This is a genomic window from Roseobacter sp. GAI101 (assembly GCF_000156335.1).
GTDB lineage: Bacteria > Pseudomonadota > Alphaproteobacteria > Rhodobacterales > Rhodobacteraceae > Sulfitobacter.
Genome location: NZ_DS999213.1, coordinates 1,452,481 through 1,470,040 on the forward strand (window position 1 = coordinate 1,452,481; position 17,560 = coordinate 1,470,040).

General features: G+C 58.8%; 22 protein-coding genes. 12 read left to right on the forward strand and 10 right to left on the reverse strand.

The genetic code is table 11. From position 1 onward, the window contains the following. Positions 1 to 77 precede the first annotated feature (77 nt). From thrS to RGAI101_RS06845, 5 genes are all read left to right on the forward strand, one after another. Entirely contained in the window at positions 78 to 2,024 is a 1,947-nt protein-coding gene (gene thrS, locus RGAI101_RS06825; RefSeq protein WP_008227136.1) for a threonine--tRNA ligase, read from the forward strand. 236 nt (positions 2,025 to 2,260) lie between these two features. Beyond that, the gene (locus RGAI101_RS06830) at positions 2,261 to 2,563 is read left to right on the forward strand and encodes a BufA1 family periplasmic bufferin-type metallophore (protein WP_008228475.1); all 303 of its coding nucleotides are present in this window, start codon (positions 2,261 to 2,263) and stop codon (positions 2,561 to 2,563) included. A 77-nt stretch (positions 2,564 to 2,640) separates the two neighbouring features. Then, positions 2,641 to 3,489 carry an MNIO family bufferin maturase gene (bufB, locus tag RGAI101_RS06835; protein ID WP_008225907.1) on the forward strand — a complete coding sequence of 283 codons (849 nt, stop codon included), beginning with the start codon at positions 2,641 to 2,643 and terminating at the stop codon, positions 3,487 to 3,489. Next, on the forward strand, positions 3,486 to 4,235 hold the full coding sequence (locus tag RGAI101_RS06840; protein WP_008228685.1) for an HvfC/BufC N-terminal domain-containing protein: 750 nt from the start codon (positions 3,486 to 3,488) through the stop codon (positions 4,233 to 4,235). The genes bufB and RGAI101_RS06840 overlap by 4 nt, the downstream gene beginning before the upstream one ends. Position 4,236: 1 nt before the next feature. Next, positions 4,237 to 4,779, forward strand: coding sequence for a DoxX family protein (locus tag RGAI101_RS06845; protein WP_008228289.1), 543 nt, complete (start codon positions 4,237 to 4,239; stop codon positions 4,777 to 4,779). Between the two features lie 10 nt (positions 4,780 to 4,789). On the opposite strand, the gene RGAI101_RS06850 is transcribed toward RGAI101_RS06845, so the two are convergent. The 6 genes from RGAI101_RS06850 to thyX all read right to left on the reverse strand — a co-directional run bounded on the left by RGAI101_RS06850 (position 4,790) and on the right by thyX (position 8,924). After that, complete coding sequence (locus RGAI101_RS06850; protein ID WP_008225854.1) at positions 4,790 to 5,107, reverse strand: arsenate reductase family protein; 318 nt, start codon at positions 5,105 to 5,107, stop codon at positions 4,790 to 4,792. Between the two features lie 269 nt (positions 5,108 to 5,376). Then, positions 5,377 to 5,670, reverse strand: coding sequence for a hypothetical protein (locus RGAI101_RS06855; protein WP_254655249.1), 294 nt, complete (start codon positions 5,668 to 5,670; stop codon positions 5,377 to 5,379). Positions 5,671 to 5,736: 66 nt separating this feature from the next. Next, positions 5,737 to 6,936, reverse strand: a complete 1,200-nt coding sequence (locus RGAI101_RS06860; RefSeq protein ID WP_008227822.1) for a cytochrome P450 — start codon at positions 6,934 to 6,936, stop codon at positions 5,737 to 5,739. A 302-nt stretch (positions 6,937 to 7,238) separates the two neighbouring features. Further along, entirely contained in the window at positions 7,239 to 7,424 is a 186-nt protein-coding gene (locus RGAI101_RS06865; RefSeq protein ID WP_157044648.1) for a hypothetical protein, read from the reverse strand. Between the two features lies 1 nt (position 7,425). Further along, complete coding sequence (locus RGAI101_RS21885; RefSeq protein ID WP_157044649.1) at positions 7,426 to 8,004, reverse strand: DUF6338 family protein; 579 nt, start codon at positions 8,002 to 8,004, stop codon at positions 7,426 to 7,428. Then, positions 8,004 to 8,924: an FAD-dependent thymidylate synthase gene (gene thyX, locus RGAI101_RS06870; protein ID WP_037227603.1), complete on the reverse strand. Its 921-nt coding sequence runs from the start codon at positions 8,922 to 8,924 to the stop codon at positions 8,004 to 8,006. The genes RGAI101_RS21885 and thyX overlap by 1 nt, the downstream gene beginning before the upstream one ends. Before the next feature lie 211 nt (positions 8,925 to 9,135). Here thyX and RGAI101_RS06875 point away from each other — a divergent pair, with 211 nt between their 5' ends. The 5 genes from RGAI101_RS06875 (at position 9,136) to RGAI101_RS06895 (ending at position 13,551) form a co-directional block, all read left to right on the forward strand. Next, positions 9,136 to 10,203, forward strand: coding sequence for a hypothetical protein (locus RGAI101_RS06875; RefSeq protein WP_037227606.1), 1,068 nt, complete (start codon positions 9,136 to 9,138; stop codon positions 10,201 to 10,203). A 5-nt stretch (positions 10,204 to 10,208) separates the two neighbouring features. Further along, positions 10,209 to 11,600: a surface lipoprotein assembly modifier gene (locus tag RGAI101_RS06880; RefSeq protein WP_008225983.1), complete on the forward strand. Its 1,392-nt coding sequence runs from the start codon at positions 10,209 to 10,211 to the stop codon at positions 11,598 to 11,600. An 89-nt stretch (positions 11,601 to 11,689) separates the two neighbouring features. Further along, complete coding sequence (locus tag RGAI101_RS06885) at positions 11,690 to 12,124, forward strand: VOC family protein (RefSeq protein WP_008229124.1); 435 nt, start codon at positions 11,690 to 11,692, stop codon at positions 12,122 to 12,124. A gap of 6 nt (positions 12,125 to 12,130) precedes the next feature. After that, positions 12,131 to 12,841, forward strand: coding sequence for a DUF1194 domain-containing protein (locus RGAI101_RS06890; protein WP_008225007.1), 711 nt, complete (start codon positions 12,131 to 12,133; stop codon positions 12,839 to 12,841). After that, the gene (locus RGAI101_RS06895; RefSeq protein ID WP_008228188.1) at positions 12,838 to 13,551 is read left to right on the forward strand and encodes a DUF1194 domain-containing protein; all 714 of its coding nucleotides are present in this window, start codon (positions 12,838 to 12,840) and stop codon (positions 13,549 to 13,551) included. Before RGAI101_RS06890 ends, RGAI101_RS06895 begins: the two co-directional genes overlap by 4 nt. Here RGAI101_RS06895 and RGAI101_RS06900 read toward each other — a convergent pair. The 4 genes from RGAI101_RS06900 to RGAI101_RS06915 form a co-directional block, all read right to left on the reverse strand. Next, positions 13,548 to 14,375 (reverse strand): PhzF family phenazine biosynthesis protein, encoded by an 828-nt coding sequence (locus RGAI101_RS06900; protein WP_037227609.1) that lies wholly within the window; start codon positions 14,373 to 14,375, stop codon positions 13,548 to 13,550. The two genes, RGAI101_RS06895 and RGAI101_RS06900, sit on opposite strands and share 4 nt — an antisense overlap. A gap of 114 nt (positions 14,376 to 14,489) precedes the next feature. Then, positions 14,490 to 14,990 (reverse strand): MarR family winged helix-turn-helix transcriptional regulator, encoded by a 501-nt coding sequence (locus tag RGAI101_RS06905; RefSeq protein WP_037227611.1) that lies wholly within the window; start codon positions 14,988 to 14,990, stop codon positions 14,490 to 14,492. A gap of 110 nt (positions 14,991 to 15,100) precedes the next feature. After that, entirely contained in the window at positions 15,101 to 15,367 is a 267-nt protein-coding gene (locus RGAI101_RS06910; RefSeq protein WP_008228153.1) for a succinate dehydrogenase assembly factor 2, read from the reverse strand. After that, a complete protein-coding gene (locus RGAI101_RS06915; RefSeq protein ID WP_008226578.1) occupies positions 15,360 to 15,758 on the reverse strand; it encodes a helix-turn-helix domain-containing protein in 399 nt (132 codons plus the stop codon). The genes RGAI101_RS06910 and RGAI101_RS06915 overlap by 8 nt, the downstream gene beginning before the upstream one ends. 90 nt (positions 15,759 to 15,848) lie before the next feature. On the opposite strand from RGAI101_RS06915, the gene RGAI101_RS06920 reads away from it, so the two are divergent. Both RGAI101_RS06920 and RGAI101_RS06925 read left to right on the forward strand, forming a co-directional pair. Next, on the forward strand, positions 15,849 to 17,051 hold the full coding sequence (locus RGAI101_RS06920; protein ID WP_008226903.1) for a pyridoxal phosphate-dependent aminotransferase: 1,203 nt from the start codon (positions 15,849 to 15,851) through the stop codon (positions 17,049 to 17,051). 107 nt (positions 17,052 to 17,158) lie between these two features. After that, positions 17,159 to 17,560, forward strand: coding sequence for a hypothetical protein (locus tag RGAI101_RS06925; protein WP_008225772.1), 402 nt, complete (start codon positions 17,159 to 17,161; stop codon positions 17,558 to 17,560).

The following is a 17,560-nucleotide window of genomic DNA, read 5'->3' on the forward strand; positions in this document are numbered from 1 at the left end:
CCTGCGCGGCCATCTAGCGCAGGCACATAACCCGCAACCGGGCGTCTCGTAGGCGCCAAACCGACGAGGAGGCCCGAATGGCCCAGATCACCCTTACCCTTCCCGATGGCAATGCACGACAGTACGACGCAGGCATCACTGCGGGCGACGTCGCCAATGACATCTCGAAATCCCTTGGCAAAAAGGCGATCAGCGCCACCGTGAACGGTGCGCATTTCGATCTGGCCTGGCCGATTGACGCAGATGCCAGCATCGCGATCCACACCATGGCCGACGAAGATCAGGCCAACGAACTGGTCCGCCACGACCTTGCCCACATCATGGCCCGCGCCGTTCAGGAAATCTGGCCCGACACCAAGGTCACCATCGGTCCGGTGATCAAGGACGGCTGGTATTACGACTTTGACCGCGCCGAACCGTTTACCCCCGAAGACCTTGGGGTGATCGAAAAGAAGATGAAAGAAATCATCAACGCCCGCGATCCCGTCCGCACCGAAGTCTGGGACCGTCCCCGCGCCATCAAGCATTATCAGGATCTCGACGAACTCTATAAGGTCGAACTGATCGAAAGCATCCCCGGCGATGAACCGCTGCGCATGTACTGGCACGGCGACTGGCAGGACCTGTGCCGTGGCCCGCACCTGCAACACACCGGACAGGTACCCGGCGACAGCTTTAAACTGATGTCCATCGCCGGTGCCTATTGGCGCGGCGACAGCAACCGCGCCATGTTGCAGCGCATCTACGGCGTTGCCTTCACCGGCAAGGAAAAGCTGCGCGCGCATCTTAATATGCTGGAAGAGGCCGCCAAGCGCGACCACCGCAAGCTGGGCCGCGAGATGGACCTGTTCCACATGCAGGAAGAGGCCCCCGGTCAGGTGTTCTGGCATCCCAACGGCTGGCTGATCTACACCCAGCTTCAGGATTACATGCGTCGCAAGCAGCGCGCAGGCGGCTATGTCGAGGTGAACACACCCCAAGTCGTAGACCGCAAGCTGTGGGAAAAATCCGGGCACTGGGACAAGTATCAGGACCACATGTTCATCGTTGAAGTCGACGAGGAACACGCCCGCGAGAAATCCGTGAACGCGCTGAAACCGATGAACTGCCCCTGCCACGTGCAGATTTTCAATCAGGGCATGAAATCCTACCGCGACCTGCCGCTGCGCATGGCCGAATTCGGCTCGTGCAACCGCTATGAGCCCTCGGGCGCGCTGCACGGCATCATGCGCGTGCGCGGGTTTACCCAGGACGACGGCCACATCTTCTGCCGCGAGGACCAGATCGAGGAAGAAACCCTGATCTACATCGAATTCCTGTCGGCGATCTACAAGGACCTCGGCTTCGAGAACTTCAAGGTGAAATTCTCGGACCGCCCCGACACCCGCGCCGGGTCGGACGAGGTTTGGGACAAGGCCGAAGCAGCCCTGCTGTCCGCCACACGCAAGGCGGGGATCGAACCCGAAATCAACCCCGGCGAAGGCGCGTTCTACGGCCCCAAACTGGAATTCGTGCTGACCGACGCGATTGGCCGCGACTGGCAATGCGGCACCCATCAGGTGGATTTCGTGCTGCCCGAACGGCTGGACGCGACCTTTGTCGGGTCCGACGGCGCGAAACACCGCCCCGTCATGCTGCACCGCGCGACCCTGGGATCTTTCGAACGTTTCATCGGCATCCTGATCGAAGAACACGCGGGCAAGCTGCCGTTCTGGCTGGCCCCGCGTCAGGTCGTCGTGGCGTCCATCACCTCCGAGGCGGATGACTACGTGCGCGAGGTCATCGAAACCCTGACTGCCGCCGGTGTCCGCGCCGAGGCCGATACCCGCAACGAAAAGATCAACTACAAGGTGCGCGAACATTCAGTTGGCAAGGTGCCCGTGATCCTTGCCGTCGGTGCGCGCGAGGTCGAAGAGAAAACCGTGTCGGTCCGCCGCCTTGGGGAAAAGCAAACCTCGGTTCAGTCCCTCGCCGATGTCGCAGCCGCGCTTGGTATTGAGGCGACGCCGCCAGATTTGCGCTGATCGCCCCTGTAACAATCACATCCCGGCGGAAAATCACCTTCGCCGGGATATGACAGTATGTTTCACCAAGACTTGGACTTTTGGCGGCATTCAGGTAGTTTTCTGCCAATTGTTACAAAAAACCGGCAAAATTCCTGACGCTCTTGTGACACACTGCGACGTGAGTAGATTTGTCGCACCGGTTCGGTTTTAACTGAAGTATAGAAACCAGAAACACCCAACCCGGAGGAACTGAAATGTCCATAACACTGAAAACTTTCGCCGTCGCCAGTGCCGTTGCAACGGCTTTCGCCGCCCAGACATCCCCCGCCAACGCCGCCACGAAAGAGAAATGCTTTGGCGTGGCTCTGGCTGGTGAAAACGGTTGCGCGGCCGGTCCCGGCACCACCTGCGCAGGCACATCCGTCACCGATTACCAGGGCAACGCCTGGACGCTGGTTGACGCGGGCACATGCGAATCCATGGATCTGCCGGAAATGGCCGACGGGTCCGAGCGTAAAGGATCGCTTGAGGCCGTTGACCGCGACCTGCCCGCCTAAACAGCCCTCAGCGCAGGCCGCACCCCCGCCGCCTGCGCCCCGCTTGGCTGGTAATATCCTGATTGAAAGGGCGCGTCATGCTTGATGATGAACGCCGCTTTGATGGCCTGCCTGCACGTCCCGGCGTTGGCTATAAACCTCAACATTTCAGCGCCTTGCAGGCCGATCCCGGCCCTGTCGCATGGATCGAGGTGCACGCGGAAAACTATATGGGCGATGGTGGCCGGCCGCATGCGCAACTGCGCGCACTGTCTGAACGGTTTGCCCTGTCCATCCACGGTGTCGGCCTGAGCATCGGCGGCGAAACCCCGCTGGACCGTGATCACCTTGCCCGCCTGAAAACGCTGTGTGACTGGGCGCAACCGGCAAGTTTTTCCGAACATCTGGCATGGTCGACCCACGGGGCCGAATATCTTAACGATCTGTTGCCCTTGCCCTATACCGACGCGACCCTTGCCCGCGTCGCCAGCCATATTGCCCAGGTTCAGGACGTGTTGGGGCGGCAAATGCTGCTCGAAAACCCCTCCAGTTACCTCGCTTTTGCGGACTCAACGATGTCCGAGACTGAATTTCTGGCGGCCCTTGTTGACAGAACCGGCTGCGGCCTGCTGCTGGATGTGAACAACGTCTTTGTCTCGGCCACCAATCTGGACCTGTCCGCGCAGGCCTATCTGGATGCCTACCCCCTTGCCCATGTGCAAGAGTTCCATGTCGGCGGCCACGATGAAGACCACGATGACACCGGTGCCCCCTTGCTGATCGACAGCCATGGCAAACACGTGATCGATCCGGTCTGGACCCTGCTAGAGCACGCTTTGGCCACAACAGGCCCCAAGCCTGTTCTGGTTGAGTGGGACAATCACGTGCCCGACTGGCCGACGCTGCGTGCACAAGCACAGCGCGCCGCCAAGGCGCTTGCGACGTGAGCGACCAAACCACCTTTCGGCAAGGGCTGCTTGACCCGTCGCGCGCCACCCCCGACGGGCTGAAGGGGCCAGCAAACGCGCCTGCGGGCAAACGCTATGACGTCTACCGCAACAATGTCACCCATTCGCTGATTGCAGCCCTGCAAACCGCGTTTCCCCTGGTGCGCAAGATTCTGGGCGGCCAAAGCTTTGACAGCTTGGCCCCGATCTATGTCCGTGCACACCCGCCCAAATCGCCCGTGATGATGCAGTACGGCATTGATTTTCCAGCATTTCTGGAAACCCTGCCGCAGCTTTCAAAGCTTGGGTATCTGCCCGATTGCGCCCGTTTTGATCTGGCCTTGCGCGGCTCCTACCATGCCGCCGACGCAGCCCCCTTTGATCTGGCCGCGTTCCAGACCCTGCCCCCCGATGAAATGATGGCACAGCGCCTGCCCGTCGCACCGGCCACGCGCATTCTGCGCTCGCACTGGCCGCTGTATGACATCTGGCGGTTCAACACGGTCGCCGATGCGCCCAAGCCGCGGCCCGTAGCGCAGGACGTGATGATCACGCGGCCGCAGTTTGATCCCGAACCGCATCTTCTCCCCCCGGGGGCCGCAGATTGGCTTGACCGCTTGGCACAAGGTGACAGTGTTCAGGCCGCCCATGACGCGACCCTGACGACGACGCCCGAATTCGATCTGGCTGCCACTCTCGTCGTCACCCTGGGCAAAAGCGCTTTTTGCACCGATGAGGGGCGCTAGGATGGCACGAACACTCGGACGCTACGACAGCCTTGTCACTTTTGTGGAAAGCCAGACTTGGCTGCTGCCAACCCTCGCGCGGCTGATTTTCACGGGCGTTCTGTCGCTTTACTTTTTCAACTCTGGCTTGACGAAACTGGGTGACGGGTTTCTTGGCATTCTTGCCCCCAGCACCGGGGCCTATGTGCAGATTTTTCCCCGCGCCTTCGAGGCCGTCGGATATGACACGGATGGGCTGGGCCTATTTCATGACCTGATCGTGCTGGGCGGGACGCTGGCCGAATTCGCGCTGCCCATGCTGATCATCATCGGGCTTTTCACCCGCTTCGCGGCGATCGGCATGATCGGCTTTGTCGTGCTGCAATCGCTTACCGATGTGATTGGCCATGGCCAGACCGGGGTGCTGGGGGCATGGTTCGACCGCTTTCCCGACGCTGCTATTCTGGACCAACGGGCCTTTTGGGTCTTTGTCTTGCTGACCCTCGCGGTGAAGGGAGGCGGTCCGCTGTCGCTCGACCGTCTGATCGTGGCGCGCACCCGCTAGGTATACGCTGTTACAATGCGGTCACTTGCGCCGCGACATCCTTGGTCCAGCCAAGATACAGCGTGCCATCCGCATCAATCAACGGGCGCTTCATCAACGCAGGATGCGCGGCAATCAGCGCCAGCGGATCTTGGTCGCGTTCTTGTGAATCAAGGCCCCGCCATGTGGTTGAACGCGTGTTCAACAACGCCGCCCCGAATTGCGCAAAAGCGCGCGCCATCACGTCGTCGGGGACACCGTCAGCGCGGACATCCACCAGCGTCGCATCCGGCAGGCTGCGCAGCGCCTTGCGGCAGGTATCACAATTTTTCAGACCGTAGATGATCATATTTTCCCCGTATCGATAAGCTTCCCGGCATGTGACATCACGGTGCAGGCCGGATTTCATTTCCCCGCAGCATGCCCCACTTTTCAAGCAAGGCGGCGCAAGGCTTTCTGACGCGGTCAGAGCCTTTCAGCAAGACGCAATACGACACAGAAAGGATGGGAAACAGGCGATCAGAAACCGTCAGATGGCCACGGATCGAAGCGTACATTATAAAGAAACCGCGGCGCTCGTCGACCGCTGCCGCTCTACATCATCTCGGGCGGGCGTCTTCAGCGGCAGCCTTTCTCACCGGGCAGGCAGGAATAGCTGACCGGTCTGGGCTGGTAATACCGTGCCTTGTGCGCCTTCTTGACCGGATGCGCCATCATGCTTTGGTAGCTGACGCTTTGGTTGGGCGTCCCGCAGCAGATCACACCGGCAATCGTAATCGGCTGAAGGCCCGCGGGGCAGTAATTCGCCGTGGTCGGGTAAGGGTAAATCTTGGCTTCGGCAGAGACCTGTGCAGGGGCCAGCGCGCCCGCCATCATGCTGATCCCGACGATCATTGCTGTTTGTAGACGCATCATATCCCTCGTTTTTTTCCGCTTTTGTTAAACTCTGCCCAGCGTGGGGCCCCAAGTCCAGCCTTTTCAGCCGACAACGGGCGAGTACAGCCGTGTGGGCAGGCGTGCGGGACCATGAAACCGGATCCGTCCGCCCAATTGCCGCCCCTGCCCGATTTCATACGCCGGATAACGCGCAAGGAACCGCGCCAGCGCGATGCGCCCTTCCATCCGCGCGAGGGTCAGACCGACGCAGACATGCGGCCCGCCGGCAAAGGCAAGGTGGCGGTTGGGGTGACGCGTGATGTCGAACCGGGTGGGGTCGTCGAACACGGCCGGGTCGCGGTTGGCGGCACCGATGCACAGATGCAGGTTGGTGCCTGCGGGGATGTCATGACCGCCAAGGGTAACGGGCGCGGTCGTCTCGCGATTGCCGAACTGGTTGGGCGACCGGAAGCGCAACACCTCTTCGACGCAGGTGTTGATCAGCGACGGATCGGCCAGCAGCTTCGCGCGTTGATCGGGGTGGTCGTGCAGCAGGGCAAGGCCCGAGCCGATCAGGTTCGTCGTCGTCTCGTGGCCCGCGTTCAGGATGAAAATACAGTTCTGGATCAGCTCGATTTCCGTGAGCGTCCCGCCGTCGTCGCCGTTGATCAGACGGGTCAGCACGTCGGTCTCCGGATCACCGGGGGATGCTTTTCGGCGCGTGATCAAGTCTTGCAGGTAGGCTTTGAAATCGCGGACGGCTTGGTGGCCGCGTTCCAGTTGCGCGCCCGTCAGCGTGGGCTCCAGCGCGCCGAGGATGGCGAGGGACCAGTCGCGCAGGGGGCCGCGCTCGGAGAGCGGCACATCAAGCAGGTTGCCGATGATCTGGATCGGAATGGTCGCGGCGAAATCTTCGACCAGATCGGCGTCGCGGGGCATTTCGTCGAGCAGTTGGTCGACGATAGCGATCAGCCCCGGCTCCATCCGCGCCAGCGCCTTGGGCGTCAGGGCGGCGGTCATGATGCGGCGCACGCGGGTGTGCAGGGGCGGATCGTTGAACACGAGGCTGGTGGTGTGGTGTTCGAACAGCGGCGAGCCGACCCCGAATTTCGGGGCAAAGGCGGCGTGTTTATCCGAGATATAGTTGGTCGTGTCACGGTAGATCTTGCTGAGATCGGCGTGGCTGGAGATCAGAAACGACCCGTCGGGCTGCGGACACACAGGCGCGTCGGCCAGCAGTTGGTCGTACTGGGGAAAGGGGTTGTCGGTGAACCCGTCGGGGGGATTGGAGAGATCAAACATGAGGGGAGTTTGAGCGGATTTTAGGGTAAGTCAATACGCCTCCCCTCCGGTTACCCGCGGGTAACCTAACGTATTGTTATTGTTGATTTATTTATGGTTAAGCGAGCGTTCGATGGGGCGTAGGGGGTATTTATCCCCCGTTGCGGTGAGGTGGGGAAAATACCTACTCTACGGGCACCGCCGCGCCCGCCCCGTGGGGGCGGTTCGGGCGCTGCCAAATCGGAGATTTGGCATTGAGGAGGAGAGATTTGGAGAATTTTTCGGTAACGAAACATTCGCAGATCTCGGATCACAACGCGTTGCTAATCGCCTTTAGTGCTCTCTGCGCTTCCTTTACTAGGCGGGTTGGAAGGTGTGCCTGCGGCGCTCTGAGAACCAGCAGGTTTGTAGCCATTACCGATGGATGGTTGATATCCCTTTTCGATTGGTTCGGTTGGTTGGTAACCTTCTTTAATATAGACTGATTTTCCGTCATTCTTGGATTTCATTTTATTTATCCTTAATAATTTCTATAGCTCTGATATCGCTCTCGTTGATCCATACACCTCTTTTACGATCCACCTCCACAAAACTAAAATCATCTCTGCATGTGTTCTCAAGGAAAATATCTCTGCTTTTTAGATCAGAGGAGGCCATGGAAGCCGGTCCTAAAACTCCATAGTACTCATTACCTGAAAAAAGCTTCACAACTACCCAAGAAGAACCTTCTCGGTTTCCGAAAACGTAATCCCAAGCAGTAGGGCTGGAATGAACTGGATTTAGCCCAACTCTTGCCAACAGGCTTCTAAAAATTCCTTTCTGAGCAAATAGTCCAAGACTAAAACCTACAAATAAAGGTAAAACAAATAGAAAATTGAACATCGACCAATAACTATTGCTACCGATAATTTTATAAATCGGAAATGAAGCTGCAAAATATATTGATGAAACCATTAAGTATTCAAAAATACTTGATGCAACGCTAACCATTCGCCCAGTAAGAAATCGACTACGACCAAACATTATGAGAAATCCCGGCCCTAAAAGCGAGAGAGCCAGAATCCCCCCTTGGAGGTCTTCGATCTTCATCACCCAATAACCCCCATAAACTCCCGCCATTCCCCCTTGCTCATGCCTGAGGTCTCCTGCGTCACCTCCTCACCTTTCAGCATCCGGCGGATACAATCAAGGGACGTGTGGGACAGGGTTGCTCCCCCCAGACGGTAATCCTCGAACGCCTTGTAGGCGGCGGGGACCCAGTCGGCGACGACCTGACAGATCGCGTCGGCGTATACGCGGATTTCGTATTGGGCGTGGGCGTCGGCGCGCAGGCGCAGGAAGTGGAACAGGTTGTGCAGATCGACCTTCCAGTACCACTGCGTGTAGATGTTGGTGGGCAGGTTCATGCGGGCCAGTTCGCGGGCCAGACCGTCCTGGGGTTGGCCGTCGGGGCCGGTTTCCGAGATCATCGCCTCGTAATTGTCATAGGCGCGGTTGCTGTCGGTCTTGAGGATTTCGAGCACGCGGGCGGCCTCGGCCCCTTCGAGCACGCCGCCCCTGCCCTGATTGTTCACGACGCTTTGGGCATTCGTGTGTTCGGGCGTGGGGATATAGAATTCGCGGTCCAGGATCGAATAGCGGGCGGAGTATTCGTTGACGTTGGCGGTCCGGTGGCGGATCCACTGGCGCGCGACAAAGACGGGCAGTTTCACGTGCAGTTTGATTTCGCACATCTCGAACGGGGTCGAATGCCAGTGACGCATGAGGTAGCGGATCAGCCCTTCGTCGTTCTGGACGGATTTCGTGCCCTTGCCATAGGACACGCGGGCAGCCTGACAGATCGCAGCGTCGTCGCCCATATAGTCGATGACGCGCACGAACCCGTGGTCAAGCACGGGGATCGCCTTGTAAAGATAGGCTTCCATCCCTTCGGAGACGGCGCGCAGGGTCGGTTTTGCGTCGCTGCGCAGGGCGTCGATTTCGGCTTGTTGGTCTGGGCTGATGGGCATGGGGCGCGTCCTGTCATGGGGCTTGGGCATTTGCATGGGATTCGCCGCTGACTATATCTGCGCAAGGCGCGCTTCGGAACCGCGATATGCAGTATTGTTTTTGGGTAGCACTTTGCGAGTAAATGCAGGCCACAGCCGCTGGATCGTTGACAACCGGGGCTTGAATTGACGACTGTCGCCGTAATTAAAAAAATATTTGAGGCAGACAGTTATGAAATTTGGTGCACCAGGGCTCGTGCTGTGTCTGGTTATGGCAGGATGCGGCGACGGCACGCCGTTTAATGGCGAGACCGACACAACAGACGGCGGAACCACGGGCACTGATACGGGTGCGACGCTGTCACGCGATGGCCTGCCCGCAGGCACGGCGTCCCCCACCCCCAATGACGGCATCTACAGGTCCGAGACACCCGATCCCGAGACTGGAAACGGCCAGGCGACGAGCTACCAGTATAACGGCGCGGATGACACGTTCACCATCGATGGCCTCGCCTTTGACGGGGACAATGTCTATACGCGCGGAACGGCTGTCAGCAGTCTGGGCCCCTATGCAGTCTACGAAGCACCGAAAGTCGTCCAAGACAGTCAAAGTCAAGTGGACATCAATCAATTACGGCACCGTGCCATCTACGGCGTCAGCAAAAATCTTGACGGTAATGGTAATCCGGAAACACAGTTCGCGATTGTTCGGACCGGAGCCTATGTTGGCTATGGTTTCGGCGGGTTCATCTACACGCGAGAAAATGGCGTAAGCATTGAAACCGCGGCGGGAGCGCAAGGCTCCTACACAGGCAAAACCGCCGGGATACGCGATTTCGGTGGCAAGGCGGAATTGCAGTACACAACTGGCGACCTGACAATTGAAATTGATTTTGGCGATTTCAATCCGACGTCTTCTAGCGTTGGTGATGGCGTCAAGGCGCGCTGGACAAACCGGCGGATTTTCGATGTCGACGGCGTTGACGTTACAAACGAGGTCCTGGCCGATATTAACACAGCAAACAACGCATCAATCGGCAGCTTGCCTGATGCCCAGTTTACCATCGGGCCTGGCTCTCTGGATTCCAATGGCGAGATTATCGGAACGGTAGTGAGCGGTTTCGAAGACAATGTTGCGGAATACAGAGGTTACGAGTCAGGGAAGTATTACGCAATCTTATCAGGCACTAGAGGCCAAGAGATCGTAGGTGTGATGGTCTTGGAGAACACCACAGAAGACCCAGATATTAGAGTCCGCGAGACAAGCGGCTTTATTGTCTACCGCGGTCCAGCGCCTTAAATCGCATGGCATCGAATAGAGTAAACTTTCTGCGCGCGGCGGCCTTGGTTACCGCAACAAGCTGCGCCTTGACGGCTGCCGCGGAAGTCACCTTGTCCCCCGACCAGCTGCGCAATGCGGCGGTGCAGAACATCGGCGCAGGCAATCCGGCGCGTGCACGCGATTTTGCGGATGCGTTGCTGATGCGGGATGCGGGGGATTTCAAGGCGCAGATTATCCGTGCCCGCGCGTTGCGTGACTTGGGCCAAAGCAAAGATGCCATAGCGGCGTCCCGGGCGGCATGGGACATGGCCGACACCCCGTCAGAGAAATATTCAAGCGCGTTGATGATGGCCCAAGCGCAGTCGTCGGCAGGGCACAAGACCCGTGCGCAACTCTGGCTGCGCCGTGCCGCGCAACACGCCCCCGACGCCACCACCCGCAAGCGGGCAGAGCGGCACTTCAACTTTGTGCGCCAGCAAAACCCGCTGCGCACGCAACTGTCCGTGACCCTCGCGCCCAATTCAAACGTCAACAACGGCAGCGCCCGCGACACATCCGAGCTGAATTATGCCATCAGCGAAATCCTGTTCGGCGGGCCTGTCGAATATGCGCTCTCTGGCGAGGCGCAAGCGCTTTCCGGGTTGGAATACGGCGCTGGCGTCTCGACGCGTTACCGGTTCAAGCAAACCCCAACGCAAGCCCATGACCTGAATTTCGGCCTGTCCTATCGCAGCTTTCTCTTGTCCAGCAGCGCAAAAGACGCGGCACCTGCGGCATCAGGCGGTGACTTTGCCTATGGCACGGTCAGCCTCGGCTATGGATACAACCAGATAAACCTGGACCAGAAGGGCGAATTTCTCGGGGCCGTCGAGCTGGGCCAAAGCTGGTATGGAGGGGCACGCTATGCCTCCTTCCTGCGCGGAGGGCTGTCGCAAAGTGTGAAAACCTCGGCCCGCCAGAAGCTGCAATTTTCGGTTGATCTGGAACGACAACTGGGCCAGCGGACGGCGGACGTTGATCGCGCCGAGGTATCGGCTGCCCTGACACAGTCACTGGCGTCTGGCGATCTGGCCTTTGTGTCGGTCGGGGCGACGGCAACGCAGTCCGATTATGCAGATGCCGAATATACCGAAGTCGAACTGCGCGGGGCCTATGTCCTGCAAAAACCCGTCATGGGGGCCGCCCTGCAATTCGGGATTGGCGCGGCGCTGCGCGATTACGACCGGTCGCGTCACAGCGTGGATGGCCGCCAGGACACACAGATATTTGCAGATGTCACCGCGACCTTCACGCAGATCGACTATTACGGGTTCAACCCGTCTGCGACCGTGCGCGCATCCACCACGGACAGCAACATCGGGCTGTTTGACGTGAACCGCGTCGGTTTGAGCATCGGGATCAAATCTGCCTTTTAGGCAAGCACAGGCCTTTGGTGCGCAAGATGCTGGCAACCTTGAACAGCCATGCTAGGTTCTGCCCAAGCATATAAGGAAAGGACACCATAATGCCGATCAAATATCTTCATACGATGGTTCGCGTCAAAGATCTGGACAAATCCAAGGCCTTCTACGAACTGCTTGGCCTGCAGGAACGTCGGCGGATCGACAACGAAGGTGGCCGGTTCACGCTGGTGTTCATGTGCCCTCCGGGTCAGGCGGACGGTCATGCCGATGTTGAACTGACGTATAACTGGGACGGCGACGATGCCCTGCCCGATGACAGCCGCCACTTCGGGCACCTAGCCTATACCGTTGATAACATTTATGAAACCTGCAAGCTGTTGCAGGATAATGGCATCGTGATCAACCGCCCTCCACGGGACGGACACATGGCATTTGTCCGCTCGCCCGACAATGTGTCGGTGGAACTGCTGCAGGAAGGCGACGCGCTGGCCCCTGCAGAACCTTGGGCAAGCATGGAAAACACCGGTCACTGGTAAGCGCTGATGCTAAGGATCGCATCCCTCGTGATTGCCTTGCTGTCCCTGCCCCTCGCTGCTTCGGCGGCGGGGTGCAGGCTGGCGCTGGTTCTGGCGATGGATGTGTCCAGCTCGGTCGATGCCGCCGAAGACACGTTGCAGCGCAAGGGGCTGGCTGCGGCGTTGATTTCGGACAACGTGCGCAAGGCGTTTTTCGCGTCTGACCTGCCGGTGGCCCTGGCAGTTTACGAATGGTCGGGGCGCTACAATCAGGAACTGATCCTTGACTGGCTGCTGATCGACAGTCAGGCCGCTTTGCTGACCGCAGCTGAAACCGTGGCCAGCAGTAAACGCAGCCACAATGATTTCCCGACCGCGATGGGCTATGCCTTGGGATATGGGGCCAAGCTTTTGGCGCGCGCGCCGCAGTGTTTGTATCAAACCCTGGACATGGCCGGCGACGGTCAAAACAACGAGGGGTTTGGGCCGCAACTGGCCTATGCGGAATTCCCGTTTCGCGATGTGACCGTCAACGGGCTGGTCGTCAACGCCGCCGATTTCGAAGCTGAAGTGGGCTTGATTGCCTATTATCAGCGCGAGGTTCTGCACGGCCCCGGTGCGTTCATGATCGTCGCCAACGGGTTCGAGGATTACGCCCGCGCCATCGAGATCAAGCTTGAACGCGAGCTGACGCCACCGGCGATCGGCGCGCTGACCAGACAGGAAACCGCCGGATGATCCGGGCGCTGGCCTTGGTATTAATACTCGGCGGGGCGGCACAGGCGGAGCCTTGCAGGCAGGCGCTGGCCTTGGGGCTCGATGTCTCGGGATCGGTCGATGCCCGCGAATATCGCCTGCAGCTTGAGGGGTTGGCCGCCGCTTTCAACAACGTGGCTGTGCGCAGCGCTCTGCTGTCATCCCCCGGAGCGCCGGTATCGGTGATGGTCTATGAATGGAGCGGGCCGTCAGATCAGGCTGTCATTGCCCCGTGGGTTTCGATGGTGGACGGCGGTGTTCTGGACGGATTTGTCGAGACATTGCGCCAGACCACGCGGCGCGACGCGTCGCCGGGGACGGCGATTGGCGTCGCCGTTTCGCTTGGTGCACTCTACCTGCAGGAAAAATCCGACTGTTGGAAACGTACGCTGGATATCTCAGGTGATGGTAAATCGAACCTTGGCCCCCGTCCCCGCGACGTCAAAGACGCAGTTGTTGCCAAAGGTATCACCGTCAATGCGTTGGTAATCGGGTCGGACAGTTCAGCTGCGGGGGGTAACAGCCAGGCGGGCATTGGTGAGCTGTCATCCTATTTTCGCGCCGAAGTGATCGCGGGGCAGGATGCATTCGTGGAAACCGCCTTGGGGTTTGATGACTACGAAGCGGCGATGACCCGGAAGCTGCTTCGCGAACTTGAAGTGCTGGCGGTGTCGGATCTGTCCTTGGATTAAAGCTGCCGAACCTCGCCTGAAACGCGGATTGAACTGCCTATTTCAGGCGGGATCTTTGCCCGAATGATGGACTTGGCCCCCATGTCTTCGCCCTGGATCACCGTTATTTCACCGCCGTGGGGCCATGCCATATCCCGCAGGTAGCCCGCAAAAGCAGCCGCGGCGGCACCGGTTGCCGGGTCTTCCAGAACACCCCCTGACGCGAATGCGTTACGGACATGGAAAAGCTGGTCACCTTCGGCCCAAACCAAGGCGATGGTGACAAGGTCATGTGCCCGCATCAACGCCCTGCCCGCATCCAGATCATAGGACATTTCCGCGAGGGTCTGGCGCGATTTCAGGGCAAGGATCAAATGCGTCGCCCCGGCTTGGGCGAAAGCCGGAGCGATGCGCGGGTCAAGATCACCGGGGTTCAGGCCGAACAAGGCAAGTGCCGCCTCGGTCAGGTCGGGCTTTGCCGCTTCGCTTTGGGTAGGTGGCGATTGCAATGCTGCATGCATGCCCCCGTCCGTAGTGCGACCTTCGACGGTGATCTCGGCCCCCTGCAATATCAGCTTGAAAACCCCGTCGCCTTCCTGCGCGGCAAGGGCCGCCCCAAGGGCGATCGTCGCATGGCCGCAAAAAGGCACTTCGCTTTCGGGTGAGAAATACCGCACGTGCCAGGCATCCCCCTTGGGGCATGCGAATGCCGTTTCCGAATAGCCCAGGTCAGCGGCGATGTCGCGCATGGCTTGTTCGGATGGATGGGATTGGGCGATAAGGACCCCGGCAGGATTACCGCCGGCATTTTCCGTAGAAAAAGAAGCGAGATGTTGGGGCTGCATGACGTCATCCTTTTGCTTTGTCGGCAAATGTGTGACGCAGGATGCGCAGACCGTCCAGTTCAAACGCAGGCTCGAAGGGACAAACCCTTGTCGGCCCGCAACCATATTCTTTGATCAGTAGATGTAGCGAATCTGATCTGTCCAATAGCGTTCCATCCGTTTTAGGGAATGGGTGATATCCTCGATCCCTTCGGGACCCAGAACGCCTTTCTGCTCAAGTCCGACGGCATGGCGGGCAAACAGGTCGGACACGACACCGCGAATATGACGGCCCTTTTCGGTCAGCTTCACCCGCACCGAACGGCGGTCGATTTCGCACCGCTGGTGATGCATATAGCCCATATCAACCAGCTTTTTCAGATTGTAGCTGACATTGCTGCCCTGGTAATAGCCGCGCGTTTTCAATTCGCCTGCGGTGACTTCATTGTCACCGATGTTGAACAGCAGCAGGGCCTGCACCGCATTGATTTCCAAAGCGCCGACACGCTCGAATTCATCCTTGATTACGTCAAGCAACAGGCGGTGCAACCGTTCAACCAAGCTCAACGCCTCAAGGTAGCCCACCATGAAACCCTTGTGCGAGCCCGGCAGGACGATGGGGTCTTGGACGCTCATAAATTTTTCTCCGACAATAATCACTGTCCGGAAACTGCGGAAAAAAATAAAATATATCGTTAAACGAAAATATTGCCGGGCCTTTCAGCGTAATCTTTTTGGACTTTTCGCTAAAGGGGATGCGCATCCAGATGGGTCTGGATGTCACCGATCAAGGCCGCGTATTCGTCCGGTGCCGATTTTTGCCCCGTAACCCATTGATATAGATCATGATCATTTTCGCTTAGCATCAGGTCATACAGCGACAGTGCCGCGTCATCCATGACGGCCAGGCACGTTGCGGCATAAGAAGGTAAAATTAGGTCCATTTCCTTGATTCCGCGCCGCATGGACCGCATGTGCAGCCTTTTGACCTTGTGTTCGTGCAATTCAGTCATGGGATTCTCCTTGCAGGGCCGACCGCAAACGCTTTTCAAGCCGTCCGAGTTGTTCAGCCCTTTTTAACATGTCCGCGCGCAGGTCGCGCAACTCTGTCAGCACGTCCATCGCGGTTTCAGAGCTTGACTGGCCGTCATCCGGCGCATCAAGGCCTTCACCTTCGCCGTTGATCAACCACATCATCGACACGCCCAAGATACCCGCCAACATCGACAGACGGTTGGCGCGCGGCTCTGAAAGGTCATCCTCCCAGGCGCGCAAGGTCGCTTGCTTTACGCCCAGACGTTTGGCCAGGGCGGCCTGCGTCATCTGCGCGTGTTCACGCGCGGCGGCGACGCGGTCGCCAAAAGTGGCCACGTCGGGCCCGTACCAGTCTTCGTTTTCAGCCATTGCTCGTCTCCTATATGTCACCGTTGTCGCTTGAACGGTGCGGGGGGCAGCCCTATGAGTGTACTGTACACATATCAAACTGAGGCCAAAATGGAACTGCTGTCCAAGACTCTCGCGCGCGTCAAACCGTCCCCCACCATCGCCGTCACCCAAAAAGCGGCCGAACTCAAGGCCGCAGGGCGCGACGTCATCGGCCTTGGGGCCGGTGAACCGGATTTCGACACGCCCCAGAACATCCAGGACGCAGGGATCGCCGCGATCAAGGCCGGCAAGACACGATATACCGCTGTCGACGGCATTCCAGAGCTGAAGCAGGCCATCTGCGACAAGTTCAAGCGCGACAACGGGTTGGACTATAAACCGGCGCAGGTCAGCGTCGGAACGGGCGGCAAGCAAATTCTATACAATGCGCTGATGGCCACGATGAACCCCGGCGAAGAAGTGCTGATTCCCGCCCCCTACTGGGTCAGCTATCCCGATATGGTGCTGCTGGCCGGCGGCACACCCGTGATCGCAGCGGCGACGCTCGAGAATGACTTCAAACTGACGCCGGAGGCGCTGGAGGCGGCGATCACCCCCAACACCAAATGGTTCATCTTCAACTCGCCATCGAATCCCACCGGCGCGGGTTATAGCTGGGACGAGCTGAAGGCACTGACCGACGTGTTGATGCGCCATCCCCATGTCTGGGTGATGACGGACGACATGTATGAACATCTGGCCTATGACAATTTCAAATTCTGCACCCCGGCGCAGGTTGAGCCCGCCTTGTACGACCGCACCCTGACCGTGAACGGTGTATCCAAAGCCTATGCCATGACAGGTTGGCGCATCGGCTATGCGGCGGGTCCGGAAAAGCTGATCGCTGCGATGCGCAAGGTCCAATCCCAATCCACATCGAACCCGTGCAGCATCAGCCAATGGGCGGCGGTCGAGGCATTGAACGGCACGCAGGATTTCATTCCCGAGAACAACAAGATGTTCGCGCGTCGCCGCGATCTGGTTGTCGACATGCTGAACCAGATTGACGGCATGGTCTGCCCGAAACCCGAAGGCGCGTTTTATGTCTATCCGTCCATTGCCGGGCTGATCGGCAAGACCTCGGCGGCGGGCACAAAGATCACCACCGACGAGGTTTTCGCCACCGCCCTGCTTGAGGAATCCGATGTGGCCGTGGTGTTCGGGGCCGCCTTCGGTTTGTCGCCGAACTTCCGCATCAGCTATGCCACTTCCGACGAAGCGCTCAAGGAAGCCTGCACGCGCATTCAGAAATTCTGCGCAGGTCTGACCTGAAGCCCGGACAAGATGCGTTGCGGGCGTGGACAGCAAGGGGTTGATGCTTGGCCCCTTGCTGTTAAACCCGTGGTCGATCAGTAATTCCCGATCCAAGGATCAACAAAATGTCGAGCGCATTGCCAGAATATTACTTTCGCGTCCGTGAAAACGGGGCGGCGGTGTTCCGCGTTGATTCCGAAAACCGCCAGCGGCGGATCGAGATGGACCAGATCGCCATCGTCAATATCCGCAACGGAGAGATCAAGCCGCAAGGTGATCGGGTCCTGTCCGACGCTGACGTGGCACAGATCCAGACGTGGATGGACGAACGCCGTCAGGTGCTCGCGCACCGGGACATGGATGATATCCACCGCGCGGTGGATTACCTGAACCTGACCACACAATGGGTGCAAGCCAAGGCCAGCGATGACCAGCTTGATGCGGTGACGGATGCCTTGCTGTTGGCGATGCATGATCTGCGCAGCACGCTGGTGCGCAAGAAAGCCGACCGGATGACGTCGGACTAG